This window comes from Rhizobiaceae bacterium (assembly GCA_023953845.1).
Classification (GTDB): domain Bacteria; phylum Pseudomonadota; class Alphaproteobacteria; order Rhizobiales; family Rhizobiaceae; genus Arvimicrobium.
Window position 1 is genome coordinate 313,758 of the sequence record JAMLJC010000001.1, and the last position, 14,963, is coordinate 328,720.

Annotated in this window: 14 protein-coding genes; 5 read left to right on the plus strand and 9 right to left on the minus strand. The window is 65.9% G+C overall.

Going from position 1 to position 14,963, the window contains the following annotated elements; genetic code table 11:
- Window positions 1-58 precede the first annotated feature (58 nt).
- Together M9955_01565 and M9955_01570 are read left to right on the plus strand one after the other, a co-directional pair.
- The gene (locus M9955_01565) at window positions 59-532 is read left to right on the plus strand and encodes a MaoC family dehydratase (GenBank protein ID MCO5080325.1); all 474 of its coding nucleotides are present in this window, start codon (window positions 59-61) and stop codon (window positions 530-532) included.
- A gap of 94 nt (window positions 533-626) precedes the next feature.
- Window positions 627-992, plus strand: a complete 366-nt coding sequence (locus M9955_01570) for an antibiotic biosynthesis monooxygenase (GenBank protein MCO5080326.1) — start codon at window positions 627-629, stop codon at window positions 990-992.
- A 5-nt stretch (window positions 993-997) separates the two neighbouring features.
- Here the strand turns inward: M9955_01570 and M9955_01575 are convergent, their stop codons facing one another.
- Genes M9955_01575 through M9955_01585 form a run of 3 tightly spaced genes read right to left on the minus strand, consistent with a single transcriptional unit; the run spans window position 998 to window position 3,556 of the window.
- The gene (locus tag M9955_01575) at window positions 998-1,180 is read right to left on the minus strand and encodes a hypothetical protein (protein ID MCO5080327.1); all 183 of its coding nucleotides are present in this window, start codon (window positions 1,178-1,180) and stop codon (window positions 998-1,000) included.
- Between the two features lie 58 nt (window positions 1,181-1,238).
- The gene (locus M9955_01580; protein MCO5080328.1) at window positions 1,239-2,378 is read right to left on the minus strand and encodes an ArgE/DapE family deacylase; all 1,140 of its coding nucleotides are present in this window, start codon (window positions 2,376-2,378) and stop codon (window positions 1,239-1,241) included.
- Window positions 2,375-3,556 carry a diaminopropionate ammonia-lyase gene (locus M9955_01585; protein MCO5080329.1) on the minus strand — a complete coding sequence of 394 codons (1,182 nt, stop codon included), beginning with the start codon at window positions 3,554-3,556 and terminating at the stop codon, window positions 2,375-2,377. The genes M9955_01580 and M9955_01585 overlap by 4 nt, the downstream gene beginning before the upstream one ends.
- A gap of 191 nt (window positions 3,557-3,747) precedes the next feature.
- Here M9955_01585 and M9955_01590 point away from each other — a divergent pair, with 191 nt between their 5' ends.
- Window positions 3,748-4,158: an Lrp/AsnC family transcriptional regulator gene (locus tag M9955_01590; protein MCO5080330.1), complete on the plus strand. Its 411-nt coding sequence runs from the start codon at window positions 3,748-3,750 to the stop codon at window positions 4,156-4,158.
- Here the strand turns inward: M9955_01590 and M9955_01595 are convergent.
- From M9955_01595 to M9955_01620, 6 genes are all read right to left on the minus strand, one after another.
- Window positions 4,155-4,808, minus strand: coding sequence for a sarcosine oxidase subunit gamma (locus M9955_01595; GenBank protein MCO5080331.1), 654 nt, complete (start codon window positions 4,806-4,808; stop codon window positions 4,155-4,157). The two genes, M9955_01590 and M9955_01595, sit on opposite strands and share 4 nt — an antisense overlap.
- Window positions 4,801-7,794: a sarcosine oxidase subunit alpha gene (locus tag M9955_01600; GenBank protein ID MCO5080332.1), complete on the minus strand. Its 2,994-nt coding sequence runs from the start codon at window positions 7,792-7,794 to the stop codon at window positions 4,801-4,803. Before M9955_01600 ends, M9955_01595 begins: the two co-directional genes overlap by 8 nt.
- On the minus strand, window positions 7,794-8,174 hold the full coding sequence (locus M9955_01605) for a sarcosine oxidase subunit delta (protein ID MCO5080333.1): 381 nt from the start codon (window positions 8,172-8,174) through the stop codon (window positions 7,794-7,796). The genes M9955_01600 and M9955_01605 overlap by 1 nt, the downstream gene beginning before the upstream one ends.
- Before the next feature lie 9 nt (window positions 8,175-8,183).
- Entirely contained in the window at window positions 8,184-8,633 is a 450-nt protein-coding gene (locus M9955_01610; protein MCO5080334.1) for a hypothetical protein, read from the minus strand.
- Window positions 8,633-9,886 (minus strand): sarcosine oxidase subunit beta, encoded by a 1,254-nt coding sequence (locus tag M9955_01615; GenBank protein MCO5080335.1) that lies wholly within the window; start codon window positions 9,884-9,886, stop codon window positions 8,633-8,635. The genes M9955_01610 and M9955_01615 overlap by 1 nt, the downstream gene beginning before the upstream one ends.
- A 149-nt stretch (window positions 9,887-10,035) precedes the next feature.
- Window positions 10,036-11,292, minus strand: a complete 1,257-nt coding sequence (locus M9955_01620; GenBank protein ID MCO5080336.1) for an Hsp70 family protein — start codon at window positions 11,290-11,292, stop codon at window positions 10,036-10,038.
- Between the two features lie 240 nt (window positions 11,293-11,532).
- Here M9955_01620 and M9955_01625 point away from each other — a divergent pair, with 240 nt between their 5' ends.
- On the plus strand, window positions 11,533-13,293 hold the full coding sequence (locus M9955_01625; protein MCO5080337.1) for a sulfatase: 1,761 nt from the start codon (window positions 11,533-11,535) through the stop codon (window positions 13,291-13,293).
- Window positions 13,294-13,346: 53 nt separating this feature from the next.
- Window positions 13,347-14,852: an ATP-binding protein gene (locus M9955_01630; GenBank protein ID MCO5080338.1), complete on the plus strand. Its 1,506-nt coding sequence runs from the start codon at window positions 13,347-13,349 to the stop codon at window positions 14,850-14,852.
- Window positions 14,853-14,963: the final 111 nt, after the last annotated feature.

A 14,963-nucleotide genomic window follows, 5' to 3' on the forward strand; every position in this document is an offset into this window, starting at 1 on the left:
CATGACATAGGTTTCGCGCCGCTCTATCTGTGCGCGCGAAACGCATCCGAGGACGCCTATGCAAACCGTCACCCTGGAGCATCTCCAAAACTCCGTCGGCAAGGAAATCGGCCTGTCGCCCTGGCGCGAGGTGACGCAGACCATGATCGACCTGTTCGCCGACGCGACCGACGACCACCAGTTCATCCATTGCGATCCGGATCGGGCGGCTCGCGAGACGCCGTTCGGCGGCACCATCGCGCATGGCTTCCTGACGCTGTCCCTGCTTTCGACGATGACCTACGAGACGCTGCCGCCGCTGGAAGGGGGCGGCATGGCCATCAACCAGGGTTTTGATTCGATCCGTTTCATCACGCCGGTGAAGACCGGCTCCCGCATCCGCACGCGCTTCGTGCTGGCCGAGACCAAGGTGCGGCCGTCCGGCTGGGTGCATGTCAATTACGACGTCACCATCGAGATCGAGAACGTGATGAAACCCGCCCTGACGGCGCGCTGGCTCACCGTCATTGCGCCGAAGGAGCAGCCGCAGTGATTCTGGCCGGTCGTCATCGATCACAGAACCGGGATTGCAGCCTTCCGCCTTTTGACGCATTGCTGCCGGATACATTCCGACGAAGGAGACGCGCATGCCGGCGGTGACCATCATCGTGGAGTTCGAAACGGTCGAAGGAGCCGCGGCGGAGTTCGAGCGCATCGTCCTCGACCATGCGCAACGCACGCTGATCGAGGAACCGGGCTGCCTGCGCTTCGAGGTGTTTCGCCCCTTCGATGAGGATGGCAGGCCGAAGCCGGACTGGCTGGTCGTCAACGAGCTCTATGCCGACGATGCGGCGGTGGCCGCCCATCGGGCCAATCCGCGCATGGCCTCGCTTGGCAATGCGATAAAGCCGCTGGTGAAAACGCGCCGCGCCATCAGGGGACACGCGCTGGATGAACCGCCTGCCGAAGAGGGCAAGCGGCCGGAAGAACTCAACGCCGCCAACGACGACTGAGCCTGCTACTTTCCCGTCGTGCCCTTCGGCAAGGGCCTGCCGGGAATGGCGGTCGAGGTCACGGACACCGGATCGCTCGCCGGGAACGTGTCCTCCAGGCCTTCGTCAAGTTCTTCCTCGATGATGTCTTCGTCGTCCGGACGGTCTTCCGGCGGCAGGACATCCCTGGGTGGCTTCGAGTTTGGCATGCGGCATTCTCGCCGCAACCGGACGGAATGGAAAGCCCGAAACGTCCGCCGCGTCTCTTCACGCGCAAAACGTGATCGCCGCTTCCGTCAGAATGTCGGCCAGCGTCTCGACGGAGCGGATGTCAGTCCATTCGGTCGCTGCATGCGCACCGCCGCCATCCGCGCCGAACATGACGCAGGGAATGCCCGCGCCTTGCAGGATGGCGCAATCGGTCCAGAAGGGCTCGCCGCGCCGCACCGGCGCATGCCCGAGACTGCTTGCCGCAGCCTTGTCCAGCGCCGCCACCACCGGCTCCGTCTCCGCCACCTCGAAGGGCGGACGGCTGAGCCCGGTCGACAGGCTGGCTCGAAAATCTGGGTCGACCGCGGCGATGCCGTCGATGATGGCCTGAAGCTCGGCCGCCACCGTCTCCGGCGTCTCACCGGGTATGGTGCGGCGTTCGAGCGAGATACGGCATTCGGCCGGATAGCTTGAGATTTCCTCGCCGCCGCGGATCAGCGAGGCATGGACCGAGCCGGATTTCAGCAATGCGTGCGAGGGATGGGCGCGCAGCCGCCGGTCGTACGCCTCCAGCGCGACGAGGAATTTTCCGGCCTTGGCGATGGCGTCGATGCCAAGCTCCGGCCGCGAACCATGGGCCGCGCGGCCATGCACGGCGACATCGAACCAGACGAAGCCGCGATGCGCGACGGTGAGTTCCAGATGGCTCGGCTCGGTCACGATTGCCGCGTCGGCCCTGAACCGCGTTGTCACCTCCGCCGTGCCGAAGGAGGCATATTCCTCGTCGGCGACGCAGGCGACCAGAATGTCGCCCCCGACGCCTTTGGCCTTGGCGCGGGCGGCGGCCACCATCATCGCCGCCACGCCGCCCTTCATGTCGAAGGAGCCGCGCCCGTAGAGCCTGCCGTCGCGGACGGACGGATCGAGCGCGTCGCCGTCATAGCTGCCGATGGAGACCGTATCGATATGACCGTTGAACATCAGCGACCGTCCACCACCGGCGCCGCGCGCAATGCCGACGATGGACGGACGTCCTGCATGTTCCTCGACGCGATGCACCTCGAAACCGCGCTCGGCCAGCCATTGCCCGCAGAAATCCGCGATCGCCGCCTCGCCGGCGCCGCCGGGCACGAGATCCGGATTGACCGAGTTGATGGAGACGAGGCGCTTCAGGAGTTCGATCGGATCGTCGCTCATGCGGCCATTTCCTCGGACTTGTGGCCGACGATCGCCTCGTAGATGGCGGGATCGGTGGCGCCTTCGCTGTTGAAGACAAGGATGCGGGAGGCGGGGCCGAGCGCCAGATGCGCCCGCGCGGCCGGATCGGCCATGCAGGCGAGGAAGCCTGCGAGCCCGGTGCCGCCGCTTTCACCCGAAACGATGGCGGGATCGCCGGCGGCCGGTTCGGCGAGACGCCGCATCACGGCGGGCGACGCCTGCTCCTCCAGCGTCACATAGCCGTCCGCCAGATGCCGCAGCACCTCCCAGCCGAGCGGCGACGGGGTGGCGCATTCCAGCATCGCCATGATTGTGGGCTCGCCATGCGGGATGGTGACGGAACGCCCGGCCTCGGCCGACGCATAGAGGCACGCCGCGCGGGCGGGCTCGACCACCACGATCCTCGGCGCAGCCGTCCCGAGCCGCTGCGCGGCATAGGCCGCGACGGCGGCGGCCAGCCCGCCGACGCCGGCCTGCAGGAAGATGTGGGTGGGCGGCTGCGGCAGGGCGTCGAGCGCCTCGCCGATCATCGTCGTATAGCCCTGCATGACGCTGAGCGGGATCGCCTCGTAGCCCTCCCACGCCGTGTCCGAAACGACGGTCCAGCCATGCTTCGCCGCCATCTCGGCCGACAGTGCGATGGAATCGTCGTAGGAGCCTTCGATGCGGTTGATATGCGCGCCGAACGCCGCCATCGCCGCCGCACGGCCTTCCGATACGCCGGCATGGATGAAGATATCGCAGCGCGCCCCGGCCAGTTGCGCGCCCCAGGCGACGGAACGCCCGTGATTGCCGTCCGTGGCGCAGCAGAAAGTCATGCCGGACGCGATCTCCCGGATTTCCGGCTTCGCCAGATCCTCGGGCCGGACTTTTCGGCCAAGCCGCTTCGCGGCCTCCTCCAGCACAAGCGAGACGACCGCATAGGCGCCGCCCAGCGATTTGAAGCTGGAAAGGCCGAACCGCCGGCCCTCGTCCTTCACATGAATGGCGGCGACGCCCGTCTCGCCCGCCAGTCCGCCAAGCGCATGGAGCGGCGTCGGCGCGTATCCCGGAAAGGTGGAAAGCACGGCGCGGGCGCGCACCCTCCCCTCCTCGCCAAGCGCTTCCATCAGCATGGCGCGCGGCGGCGGCCCTTTTTGCGAAATCGGCAGGAACATGATGCCTCCATGAATGACGGCGGGAACATATCCCGGCTGCTTTGGGAATTGGCTCCTCATTTCGCCAGTCAGGCGGGACATTGTTGCATAGGCGGAGCGCATGAAGCACAAGCAGCCCGGGACGGAGGCAAGGCGTGACGCTCGACAAATTCGACCTGAAGATCCTGGCGCTACTGCAAAAGGACAACCGCATGCCGCAACGCGACATCAGCGCGGCGGTGAACCTTTCCTCGTCTTCCGTGAACCGGCGCATCGCGGCGATGGAAGAGGCCGGCGTGATCCGCGCCAACACGGCCGTGGTGGACCCCGCGAAAGTCGGCCGGCCGATCACCATCATCGCCGAGGTGACGGTGGAGAGCGAACGGCTCGACCTGCTCGACGCGGTGAAGAAGAGGCTCATCGACTGTCCGGCCGTGCAGCAGGTCTACTACGTCACCGGCGAGGTGGATTTCGTCGCGATCCTGACCGTCGCCGACATGGACGAATATGTGCGCCTGTCGCGGGAATTGTTCTTCGCCGAGGGCAATGTGAAGAGCTTTCGCACGCTCGTCGCCATGGAGCGCGCGAAGGTGTCGCTGGCTGTAGAACCGCGCCGAGGTTAAGCCGCGGCGTCGCGCGCGGCCTCCGACAGGAAGGTGAAGCAGTAATCCGAGAACGAGCGCCAGCATTCGACGCGGAACGCGTCCTCGGTGGTGCGCAGGAGCACGATCTCGATCTTGGCGAGCACGGTGCGCGAGCAGGCGCCGACCGGAAAGGCGGAAAGCGCCAGATCCTGCGGGCAACCGGCATTCAGCGTCGCCTCGCAGCCCTTGCCGCTGACGGAGAAGGCGACATTCCGATGCGAGACGCCGACGGCGGAATGAAGCTGCGATACGGATGCGCAATCGGCCAGTGGATCGCCGCCCGCCTCGTCGATCACCAGCCACTCGTCCGGCCCGAGCCAGAGCGCGGTGCGGCCACCGCTGGCAGCGGAGGTCTTCGGCTTTTCGGGCAGTTTCACGCCAAGCGCCTTCGACAGCGCAGCGACCGAAGCGGCCGGCGCGCGCAGCGAGATACGTTCGGCCGGCGGCAACACCTCGACGCGCGCGGCGACGCCGGAATAGGCGCGGCCGGCATGGGCGGGGCGGCGAAGTGCGATGTTTTCGGGTGTCGCGGAGCGCACCGTTTTCGCACGCGATGCGACCGTTTTCGCGGGCCTTGCCGCAGAAGCAGCACGCGTCTTTCCCTCTGCCGGAGCAGCTTTCTTAGCCATTGAGGCGCTCCCCCTTCTCGTCGAAGAACACCATGCCGGTCACTTCCACTTCTATCGTACGGTCGGGCATGGGCACGTAGAGCGTCTGGCCCATGCGGTCGTTTCCGCCGGCGACAAACGCCAGCGCGATCGAGCGGCCGCAATTCTCCGACCAGTAGCTCGACGTGACATGGCCGATCATCTTCATCGGGATCGCCTGCTCGGGATGCTCGACGATCTGCGCGCCCTCTTCGAGCACGGTCTTCGGGTCCTTCGTCTTCAGCCCGACGAGTTGCTTGCGGCCGGGCGCGACGAGATCTGGCCGCGTCAGGCCGCGGATGCCGACGAAATCGGTCTTCTTCTTGCCAACGGCCCAGTCGAGCCCGGCGTCGTTCGGCGTCACCGTGCCGTCCGTGTCCTGGCCGACGATGATGTAGCCCTTCTCGGCACGCAGCACATGCATCGCCTCGGTGCCGTAGGCGCAGGCGCCGTGCTTCTGGCCCTCCGCCCACAAGGCTTCCCAAACCGCCTGCCCGTAATCGGCCGGCACGTTCACCTCGAAACCGCGCTCGCCGGAAAACGACATGCGGAAGAGCCGCGTCGGCACGCCGCAGATCCTGCCCTCGCGCACCGACATATGCGGCATGGCCGCATCCGACAGGTCGATGGCCTCCACCAGCGGCTCGATGATCTTTCGCGAGTTCGGCCCCTGCACGGCGATTGTGGCCCATTGCTCCGAAATGGATGTCAGCCAGACATCGAGATGCGGGAACTCGGTCTGGAGGTAATCCTCCATCATGTTCATGACGCGGGCGGCCCCGCCCGTGGTCGTCGTGACATGGAACCGGTCCGGCGCAAGCCGCCCGACGACGCCGTCGTCATAGATGAAGCCGTCCTCGCGCAGCATGATGCCGTAGCGGCAGCGGCCGGGCTCCAGCTTCTGCCACGGATTGGTGTACATGAGTTCCATGAACGTCGCCGCGTCCGGCCCGACCACCTCGATCTTGCCGAGGGTGGAGGCGTCGAACAGGCCGGCGCTCTTGCGCACCGTCACGCATTCGCGGTCGACGGCGGCGCGCATGTCCTCGCCGGCGCGCGGAAAATACCAGGCGCGCTTCCACTGGCCGACATCCTCGAACACCGCGCCGTTCGCTTCCGCCCACGGATGGATAGCCGTGCGGCGCGTCGGGTCGAACAGGGCCCCTTGCGCGTGGTTGACGATGGCCCCGAAGGTGACCGGCGTATAGGGCGGGCGGAATGTGGTGAGCCCGACCTCGGGAATGTCCTTGTCCAGCGTCTCGGCCGCGATGGCGAGGCCGTGCATGTTTGACGTCTTGCCCTGATCGGTCGCCATGCCGTTGGTGGTGAAGCGCTTGACGTGCTCGATGGAACGCATGCCCTCGCGCACCGCCTGCCTGATGTCCTTGGCGGTGACGTCGTTCTGGAAATCCACGAAGGCCTTGACCGTCGCGTCCGCGCCGGCGCCCGGACCTGAGCCGAGCATGCCGCCGGCCCAGTTCTCGGCAGAACCCACTTTCGGCCTTTGGCCGCCGCCGGAGGTTCCGCCGGCCAGCTTCGCGGCCTCCTCGCCGGCCTCAAAACCTTGGGCGACCGTCGCGGCCAGCGTGTCGGTACCGTTGCACGCGCCGACCGAGACGCAATCCTGCGCGTAGGTTCCCGGCAGGAAACGCTTCGTCGCATCGTCGAAGGCGACCTTGCCGCGCGACTGCGAGAAAAGATGGACGGACGGCGTCCAGCCGGCCGAGACGAGCAGCGCGTCGACCGGGATGGTGCGGCCCGCGCCGCCATTCTTCGGCTGCACGGTCATGGAGGAGACGCGCAGCTTGCCGCCCGCCTTGACCACGGCGCGGCCCGGATTGATCTCGATGCCGAGCGCCCGCGCCTCGTCCACGACCGGGCCGCTCGGCTGGTCGCGCAGGTCGACGATCGCCGCGATGTTGACGCCCGCCTTCTTCAGGTCGATGGCCGCGGCATAGGCCGAATCATTCGCTGTATAGACGCCGACATTGCGACCGACGGCGACGCCGTAATGGTTGAGATAGGTGCGCGCCGCCGAGGCGAGCATGACGCCCGGCCGATCGTTGTCGGCGAACACCATGTGCCGCTCGATGGCGCCGGTGGCGAGGATGACGCGCTTCGCCCGGACCTGCCACAGCCGTTCGCGCGGCAGTTCGCTGCCGGGAGCCGCGAGATGGTCGGTAACGCGCTCGGCAAGGCCGACGATGTTCTGCGTGTAGTAGCCGAAGGCCGTCGTACGGGTCAGCACGCGGACATTGTCCATCGCCGCAAGCTTCACGGCTGTTTCCTGCGCCCAGTTCCAGCCGTCCCTGCCGTCTATGGCAGCGCCTTTCTCGAAGCGCAGAGCGCCGCCGAGCTCGGCCTGTTCGTCGGCGATGACGACGAGCAGGCCGGATTCCGCAGCCGCAAGCGCGGCCGCCAGGCCGGCAGCGCCGCCGCCGATCACCAGCACCTCGCAATGGGCGAAACGGCCGGCATAGTGGTCCGGATCGGGCTGGTCGGGTGCGACGCCGAGGCCGGCCGCGGCGCGGATGTTCGGCTCATAGATGTTCTTCCACGCCTGCTTCGGCCACATGAATGTCTTGTAGTAGAAGCCGGCGGAGAAGAAGGGCGAGGCGATGTCGTTTACCGCGCCGACGTCGAAGGCGAGCGACGGCCAGCGGTTCTGCGATACACTTTTCAGCCCGTCATAAAGTTCCTGCACTGTGGCGCGTACGTTCGGCGTCTTGCGGGCGGCGTCGCGCTCGACGGTGACGAGCGCGTTCGGCTCCTCAGCGCCTGCCGACAATATGCCGCGCGGCCGGTGATATTTGAACGAACGGCCGACGAGATGCACGCCGTTGGCGAGCAGCGCCGAGGCGAGCGTGTCGCCGGCAAGCCCCGTGTAGGACTGGCCGTCGAAGGTGAAGCGCGCCGTGCGGGCGGGCGTGAGGCGGCCGGCGCCGGCGATGCGGTGATTTCCGGCCATCACGCCTCTCCCTTCTTCGGCGCCCGCTTGCGCGCAGGCTTCTTCTCGTTGAGCTGGTCCGGCGGACGGTTGGCCCATGCGGCCGGGCCGGACGATGCGGCGGAAATGTCCGGCTTCGGCTCGCCGGCCTTGTAGGTCATGACGAACTTGTCGGTGATCGTGTCGCGCACGGCGTTGAAGAAGCGCGCGCAGCCATGGATATGCCGCCAGCGCTCATAGACGATGCCCTTCTCGTTCGAGCGGATGAAAAAGAACTTTTCGAAGTCGTCGTCGCTGATCGCCGCCATATCCGCCGGACGCGCGATATGCGCCTCACCGGCGTTGCGGAATTCGAGTTCCGGACGTTCCTCTTCGCAGTAGGGGCAGCGGATGAGAAGCATGGCTTTGTCCTAGAGTTCCCCCGGGCCGATCTGCGTGCCGCGCGGCTGTTCGCACAGGCGCGCGCCGAGCGATTCGAACGGCGCCATCAGGCGGATGAGATCGGCGATGTCGCCGCCCTTGCGCATCAGACCGCCGTCGCCGAGATTGCCGAAGGCGAGGTCGAAAGGGTCCGTCGAGACGATGACGGTGCGGAGGTCCGCGGCGTCGAAATCATCCTCCACCGGCATTTCGGTAAAATAGACGGCCGGCCGGCCGACGACGAAGGCGCAGGTCAGATAGCCCTCGTCCACCGTGAACGGCCATTCCTTCTCATGATCGGTGCGCGCAATCTTCTGGAGCCGGAAATCGTCCTCGCTCGGAATGTGGAAAAAATCGCGCTCGCCGACAGCGACGACGGGCAACTGCTCGGCCATGAGCAGCGGCGCGGCGACCGCGATCGCGGCGGCAAGAGCCGGCATCAGTGGGCGACCGCGGCGGCGGCCGCCTCGTCGATCAGCCGGCCGGTCCTGAAGCGCTCCAGCGTGAAGGGCGCGTTTATCGGATGCGGCTCGTCGCGCGCGATCGTATGCGCGAAGACATGGCCGGAACCCGGTGTCGCCTTGAACCCGCCGGTGCCCCAGCCGCAATTCACATAGAGGCCCTGAACGGGCGTCCTGGCGAGGATCGGCGAACGGTCCGGCGTGACGTCGACGATGCCACCCCATGAGCGCAGCATCTTCATGCGCGCGAAGATGGGGAACATCTCGCAGATCGCGTCCAGCGTGTGGTTGATGATGTGCAGCCCGCCGGCCTGCGAATAGGAAGTGTACTGGTCGGTGCCGGCACCGATCACCAGTTCGCCCTTATCGGACTGGGAAATATAGGCGTGGACGGTGTTCGACATGACCACGCAGGGGAAAACCGGCTTCACCGGCTCCGACACGAGCGCCTGCAGCGGATAGGATTCGAGCGGCATGCGCACATCCGCCATCTGCATGATGACCGACGTATGGCCGGCGGCGACCACGCCGACCTTCCTCGCGCCGATAAACCCCTTCGTCGTTTCGACGCCCGCCATGCGGCCATCGGCGGCGCGCCGAACGCCGGTCACTTCGCAATTCTGGATGATGTGGACGCCGCGCGCACTGGCGCCGCGCGCATAGCCCCACGCCACCGCATCGTGGCGCGCGGTGCCGCCGCGCCGCTGGAGCGTTGCGCCCACGACCGGATAGCGGGCGTGACGGGAAATGTTCAGCGGCGGGCAGAATTCCTTCGCCTGCTCGGGCGTCAGCCACTCATTGTCGATTCCGTTCAGCCGGTTGGCATGGACGTGACGCTTCAGGACCTGCGTGTCGTGAACGCTGTGCGCCAGCATCATGACGCCGCGCGCGGAATACATGACGTTGTAGTTGAGGTCCTGGCTGAGCCCGTCCCACAGTTTCAGGGCGTGGTCGTAGATGCCGGCCGATTCGTCGTAGAGATAGTTGGAGCGTATGATGGTGGTGTTGCGGCCGGTATTGCCGCCACCGAGCCAGCCCTTTTCCAGCACCGCGACATTGGTGATGCCGTGCTCTTTCGCAAGATAGTACGCGGTCGCCAGACCGTGACCGCCGGCACCGACGATAATGACGTCATATTCGGATTTCGGCTCGGGCGAGGACCATTGGGCCTCCCAGCCCTTGTGCCCGCGCATGGCCTCGCGCGCGATCGCAAATACCGAATACTTCCGCATGCCGCCTGCCTTGTGCCGGTAAAAACGGCCGTCGCCCTGCTGCGAACGCCCGACCGCTTTTATCACTAGCCAAAACCGCGTGCCACCCTTGCGCTATTTGCGACGGGACGTTGCGAATTGCGACGGAAATCCCGACCGAAGCGAAAAGCTCACCCGAACCTTCGCTGCGCGTCGAGCGCCAGCCCCAGCCCGACACTGCCGAAGACATCGCCCCTGACAACGCGCGCCTGCGGAAAGCGCCGGGCAATGGCAGCGTGTACCGCCGGAATGCCGGTCGAACCGCCGGTCATGAACAAGGTGTCGATCCGCTCCGCAGAGAGCCCGGCGGCCTTCAGCGCCGCATCGACCGTCGCGTCGATACGGCCGACAGCGGTCCCGATCGCCTCGTCCAGCATTGCCGGATTGCTTTGCACGATCACCTTCTCGCTGCCGAGACCAAGATCGATCGCAGCCGCCCTGCCGCCGGCAAGCTCGATCTTGGCGCGTTCGACGCGGCCGGCCAGCGCGTGGCCCTGACGCTGCTGGACGATGTCGATCATACGATCGAGCAGTTCGGGTCGTGCCGCATCGTAGCGGATCTGCCTGAGATCGCTCATCGCCTTGTTCGTGTAGAGCGAGTTGATGCGCTGCCATGTGGCGAGGTCGAAGAAGTAGGAGACAGGCAGGTTGCGCTTGCTGTCCTTCGTCGGGGTCATATAGCCCAGTTCCGGCATGACGCGGGCGACGCTGAGCAGGCGGTCGAAATCGGTGCCGCCGACATGCACGCCGGTATTGGCGAGCACGTCCTCGCGACGGTCCGCCCTGCGCCGCGCCTCCGGCGATACACGCACGATTGAGAAGTCCGACGTGCCGCCGCCGATATCGGCGATCAGCGCGATCTCCTCGCACTCCACTGTCTGCTCGTAGTCCATGGCAGCCGCGATCGGTTCGAACTGGAACTCGATGTGGTGAAAACCCTGCTTGCGCGCCGCCTTCTCCAGCTCGTCCTGCGCCGCGCGGTCCGCCGCCTCGTCCTCGTCGACGAAATGCACCGGGCGTCCGAGCACGATATGCTCCACATCGGTCCCATGTGCGGTATCGAGATGCGATTTGAGATGGCCGAGCACCAGCCCGATAATGTCGGAAAACGGCATGGTGCGCGCCTTGATGCGCGTTTTCTCGTGGATCAGCGAGGTTCCGAGCACGCTTTTCAGCGCCCGCATCAGACGTCCCTCGGAGTTGAGCGTGTAGTCCTCGATGGCGCGGCGACCGAAATAGGTATGCCCGTCCTCGAAATTGAAGAAGACGGCACTTGGGATCGTCACCGCCGCGCCCTCGACGGGCACGAGTCGCGCCGTGCCGTTGTCGATGATCCCGACGGTGGAGTTCGACGTGCCGAAGTCGATGCCGCCAAAGGCAGGTTTCATGATCTCGTCCACTGTCGGGGAATTTTTCGCGGACGCGCCGTTTAGGCAAAATGCAGGGCGCTGTCGACCCGCAATCGTCCGTTGCAGCACAAGGCGCGGCGCTCCGACATCTTCATACGGATGCCGACAGGTCGGCGGAATGGTTAAGGTTAAAAGCGCGATTCGTTCGCCGGCAACGGAAAAATCGGCGATATACGCTGACCGCCGAAGCCTTGGCGGCCGGATTGGACAGGTCGCCGGATGCGCGGGACGCTTGGTCTTGTGATGTCGCTGCTCTGCAGGCCTGTAACGGTCGCGGGCGCATTCATCATCGTCATGACGGGACTTTATGTCCTCGAGAAGATCCCCGCGAACATGCCGTTCGTCGGCTTCATCGTCATCGCCATTTCGGCCTTCGTCTTCCTGCTGTCGCGAAAGCCCTATCTGGCCGCCTATACCGGCATGGCGACGGTTTCCATCATCGCCATCAGTTCGGCGGTGAAGTACCGGCTGAAGGGTTTCGACCTGCATGTCTTCGACTTCACCTTCACCGGCGAGGACCCCGACGCCATCCGGTTCCTCGTCGAGAAATACGCCTATCTGATCGTCCCGGTCTTCGTTCTCATTTTCCTGGCCGTGATCTTCCTCGTGGTGCTCGGCTTCTGGGAAAAGCGCGGGAGCACCGCCTGGCCGGTGCGGCTGGCGCTGCTTGCGGCGTCATGCCTGGGCATCTATGTCGACTATCCGCTGGCGCCCGACGAGCCGCGCTATTTCCACTATCTCGGCGGCTTCAACGCCTCGTCCTTCTTCGTGTCGACGCTGGACCTCCAGTACGCGCTCAGCCAGAGCCAATTCGCCGGGTTGATGCAGCAGGTGCCGCCGCAGCCGCCCTATGCCGGCGAGACGGATTGCGGCGACATGAGCAATCAACCCGACATCTTCATCGTGCTCAGCGAAAGCGCCACCAATCCGGAGAATTTCCCGCAGCTGAAGGTCGGCGACCTCTTCAAGCACGCCTTCCTGTCGCAGGACGGCAAGTTCCATCCGATGTATGTCGAGACGTTCGGTGGCGGCACCTGGGTCTCGAACCTCTCCGTCATGTCCGGGCTTTCGACCGCCGATTTCGGCGTACAGGCGCCCTATGTGACGACGGTGCTCGAAGGCAAGGTGCACGGCGCGCTGCCGGAAGTGCTCGCCGGATGCGGCTACCGGACGGTCGAGATCACGCCGGTGAACCATAATTTCGTGAACGAAGGACCGTTCATGGAATCGATCGGCTTCCAGAACGTGCTGGACTCGAAGGACATCCACGCGACCCTTTATGCGCATCGCGACGAGTTCTACTTCAAGGCGGCGGAAGCCTTAATAGAGGAACATCACCGCAAGGGCGGCGGGCCGCTGCTGCTCTCGCTGAAGACCATGTTCCCGCACTCGCCCTACAACGAGCCGCTGGTGAGCGAGAACAAGCTGCCTTTCGTAAAATTCGGCGGCGACGCCGCGACGGACGAATACATGAACCGCATGCTGACCGGCCAGCACGACTTCCAGCGCTATCTCGAAGCGATCAGATCGATGACGACGGAGCGCGGCTCGGTGGTGCTCGAATATGGCGACCACCAGTCGTACATCACCAAGAACCTCGTGGACGAGCAGTTCGGCGGCAATTCGCTGCAGGATCTGCGCTCGATCGCCTACAAGACCTATTTCACCGTGCATTCCTTCAACTACGACGTCGACATGAAGGCGTTCGGCGACGGCCCTCTCGATATCGGCTTCCTCGGCGCCGCGCTGATCGAGGGCGCACATCTGCCGCTCTCGCCCATGTATCGCGAGCTCATCGCGCTGAAGGACCTTTGCCAAGGGCGCTTCCACGATTGCAAGGACCGGGCGGCGGTCGATCGGCATCTGCGGCGGCGCGTCGATTCCGGCCTGCTGGACGTTCTGCCGGCGCCGGCCGCGCCGGTCATCGCCTCGGCGACGGCGGGAACTGTGGGAATCGACAAGGCACGCCTTCGCCAATAGCGGAAGTTGGTGCTAGAGCCTTCTATGGACCCTGCCATAGCTTGAAGCCCGACATGAAAGTGGACGTGAACATGGGGGTCGCGGGAAGCAAGCCCGCGGCGCTCGATCTGGAGGAGTTGCTGGCCACGCGCCTGCTGGTGCAGGGCAATTCCGGCTCCGGCAAGTCGCACCTGCTGCGCCGCCTGCTGGAGCAGAGCGCGCCCTGGGTGCAGCAGTGCGTCATCGACCCGGAAGGCGATTTCGTCACGCTGGCCGACCGATTCGGCCATCAGGTGGTGGATGCGGCGCGCACCGAGACCGAGCTGACGCGCATCGCCGGGCGCGTGCGGCAGCATCGCGTCTCCGTCGTTCTGAATCTCGAAGGCCTCGATGTCGAGCAGCAGATGCGCGCTGCCGCAGCCTTCCTCGGCGGCATGTTCGACGCCGACCGCGATCATTGGTATCCGGTGCTGGTCGTGGTCGATGAGGCCCAGCTGTTCGCCCCGGCGGCTGCCGGCGAGGTGTCGGACGAGGCGCGAAAGCTGTCGCTGGGCGCCATGACCAATCTGATGTGCCGTGGCCGCAAGCGCGGGCTCGCCGGCGTCATCGCCACCCAGCGGTTGGCCAAGCTCGCCAAGAACGTCGCGGCGGAAGCTTCCAACTTCCTGATGGGCCGCACCTTCCTCGACATCGACATGGCTCGCGCCGCCGACCTGCTCGGCATGGACCGGCGCCAGGCCGAGCAGTTCCGCGACCTCGCGCGCGGCCATTTCGTGGCGCTCGGCCCCGCCCTTTCGCGCCGGCCGCTGCCCATCGTCATCGGCGCTGTGGAAACCTCGGCGCGCTCGACCAGCCCGAAGCTGACGCCGCTGCCCGAAGCACCACAGGACCCGCGCGACCTGATCTTCACGCCAGGCCCCGACGAGGCCACACGCCCGCTGCGGCGGCCTCCGCCGCCTCCGCCCATGCCGACCGCCGACATACTGGAGCAGCTTGCGCGCTCGGTTCCCGTCATCGAGAAGCCGGCGCAGCCGGTGTTCGACATCATCGACGAGGCGGAACGGTCGGCCGGCATAACCGCCGTGCTGCGCGAGATTCTCGACGACCCGGACGCGGCGTTTCGAGCCGACGCGGTGCTCTATCAGGACTTCCTCGTCCGCTGCCGCATCCGCCGCGTGCCCGGAGAGCCGCTGAATCTCTCCGCCTTCCGCCGGGAACTGGCCGTGGCGAAGGCCGGCGTCGACGCCGACACGGCGCGTGGCGAAAGCTGGTCGGCCGCGCTTGCCTTGTCGAAGGATATACCGGAGGATCTGCAGGGCGTCTTCCTCATGGTGGCGCGCGCCGCGATCGCCGGTGAGCCCTGCCCGTCCGACGCCGCGCTGGCCCGCGCCTATGGCAGCCATTCGCCGCGCCGGGCGCGCCGTCTGCTCGCCTATTTCGAGGAACGCGGCACGCTTGTCGTGCGCACCGATTTCCACGGCAGGCGCGTGCTGGCCTTCCCCGATCTCGGCTGCGAGACCGCACCGGGCGACCCGGATGCGCCCGACGACCGCGCGGCGACGCGCGACGCGGCGGAATAAGTCCGGATGCTCAAGGAATTGAACGCGCGGGCCTCGACAGGCGGCCTTGATTCTGCTATCAGCCGCGCCAATTCGCGATGGGAGCCGTCGCGGAGGCGTGTGGCTATACGG

What these genes read in the sequence shown, in the direction of transcription:
- M9955_01565 (MCO5080325.1), top strand. Translation starts at nt 59, where the DNA reads ATGCAAACCGTCACCCTGGAGCATCTCCAAAACTCCGTCGGCAAGGAA.
- M9955_01570 (MCO5080326.1), top strand. Translation starts at nt 627, where the DNA reads ATGCCGGCGGTGACCATCATCGTGGAGTTCGAAACGGTCGAAGGAGCC.
- M9955_01575 (MCO5080327.1), bottom strand. Translation starts at nt 1,180, where the DNA reads ATGCCAAACTCGAAGCCACCCAGGGATGTCCTGCCGCCGGAAGACCGT.
- M9955_01580 (MCO5080328.1), bottom strand. Translation starts at nt 2,378, where the DNA reads ATGAGCGACGATCCGATCGAACTCCTGAAGCGCCTCGTCTCCATCAAC.
- M9955_01585 (MCO5080329.1), bottom strand. Translation starts at nt 3,556, where the DNA reads ATGTTCCTGCCGATTTCGCAAAAAGGGCCGCCGCCGCGCGCCATGCTG.
- M9955_01590 (MCO5080330.1), top strand. Translation starts at nt 3,748, where the DNA reads ATGCCGCAACGCGACATCAGCGCGGCGGTGAACCTTTCCTCGTCTTCC.
- M9955_01595 (MCO5080331.1), bottom strand. Translation starts at nt 4,808, where the DNA reads ATGGCTAAGAAAGCTGCTCCGGCAGAGGGAAAGACGCGTGCTGCTTCT.
- M9955_01600 (MCO5080332.1), bottom strand. Translation starts at nt 7,794, where the DNA reads ATGGCCGGAAATCACCGCATCGCCGGCGCCGGCCGCCTCACGCCCGCC.
- M9955_01605 (MCO5080333.1), bottom strand. Translation starts at nt 8,174, where the DNA reads ATGCTTCTCATCCGCTGCCCCTACTGCGAAGAGGAACGTCCGGAACTC.
- M9955_01610 (MCO5080334.1), bottom strand. Translation starts at nt 8,633, where the DNA reads ATGCCGGCTCTTGCCGCCGCGATCGCGGTCGCCGCGCCGCTGCTCATG.
- M9955_01615 (MCO5080335.1), bottom strand. Translation starts at nt 9,886, where the DNA reads ATGCGGAAGTATTCGGTATTTGCGATCGCGCGCGAGGCCATGCGCGGG.
- M9955_01620 (MCO5080336.1), bottom strand. Translation starts at nt 11,292, where the DNA reads ATGAAACCTGCCTTTGGCGGCATCGACTTCGGCACGTCGAACTCCACC.
- M9955_01625 (MCO5080337.1), top strand. Translation starts at nt 11,533, where the DNA reads ATGCGCGGGACGCTTGGTCTTGTGATGTCGCTGCTCTGCAGGCCTGTA.
- M9955_01630 (MCO5080338.1), top strand. Translation starts at nt 13,347, where the DNA reads ATGAAAGTGGACGTGAACATGGGGGTCGCGGGAAGCAAGCCCGCGGCG.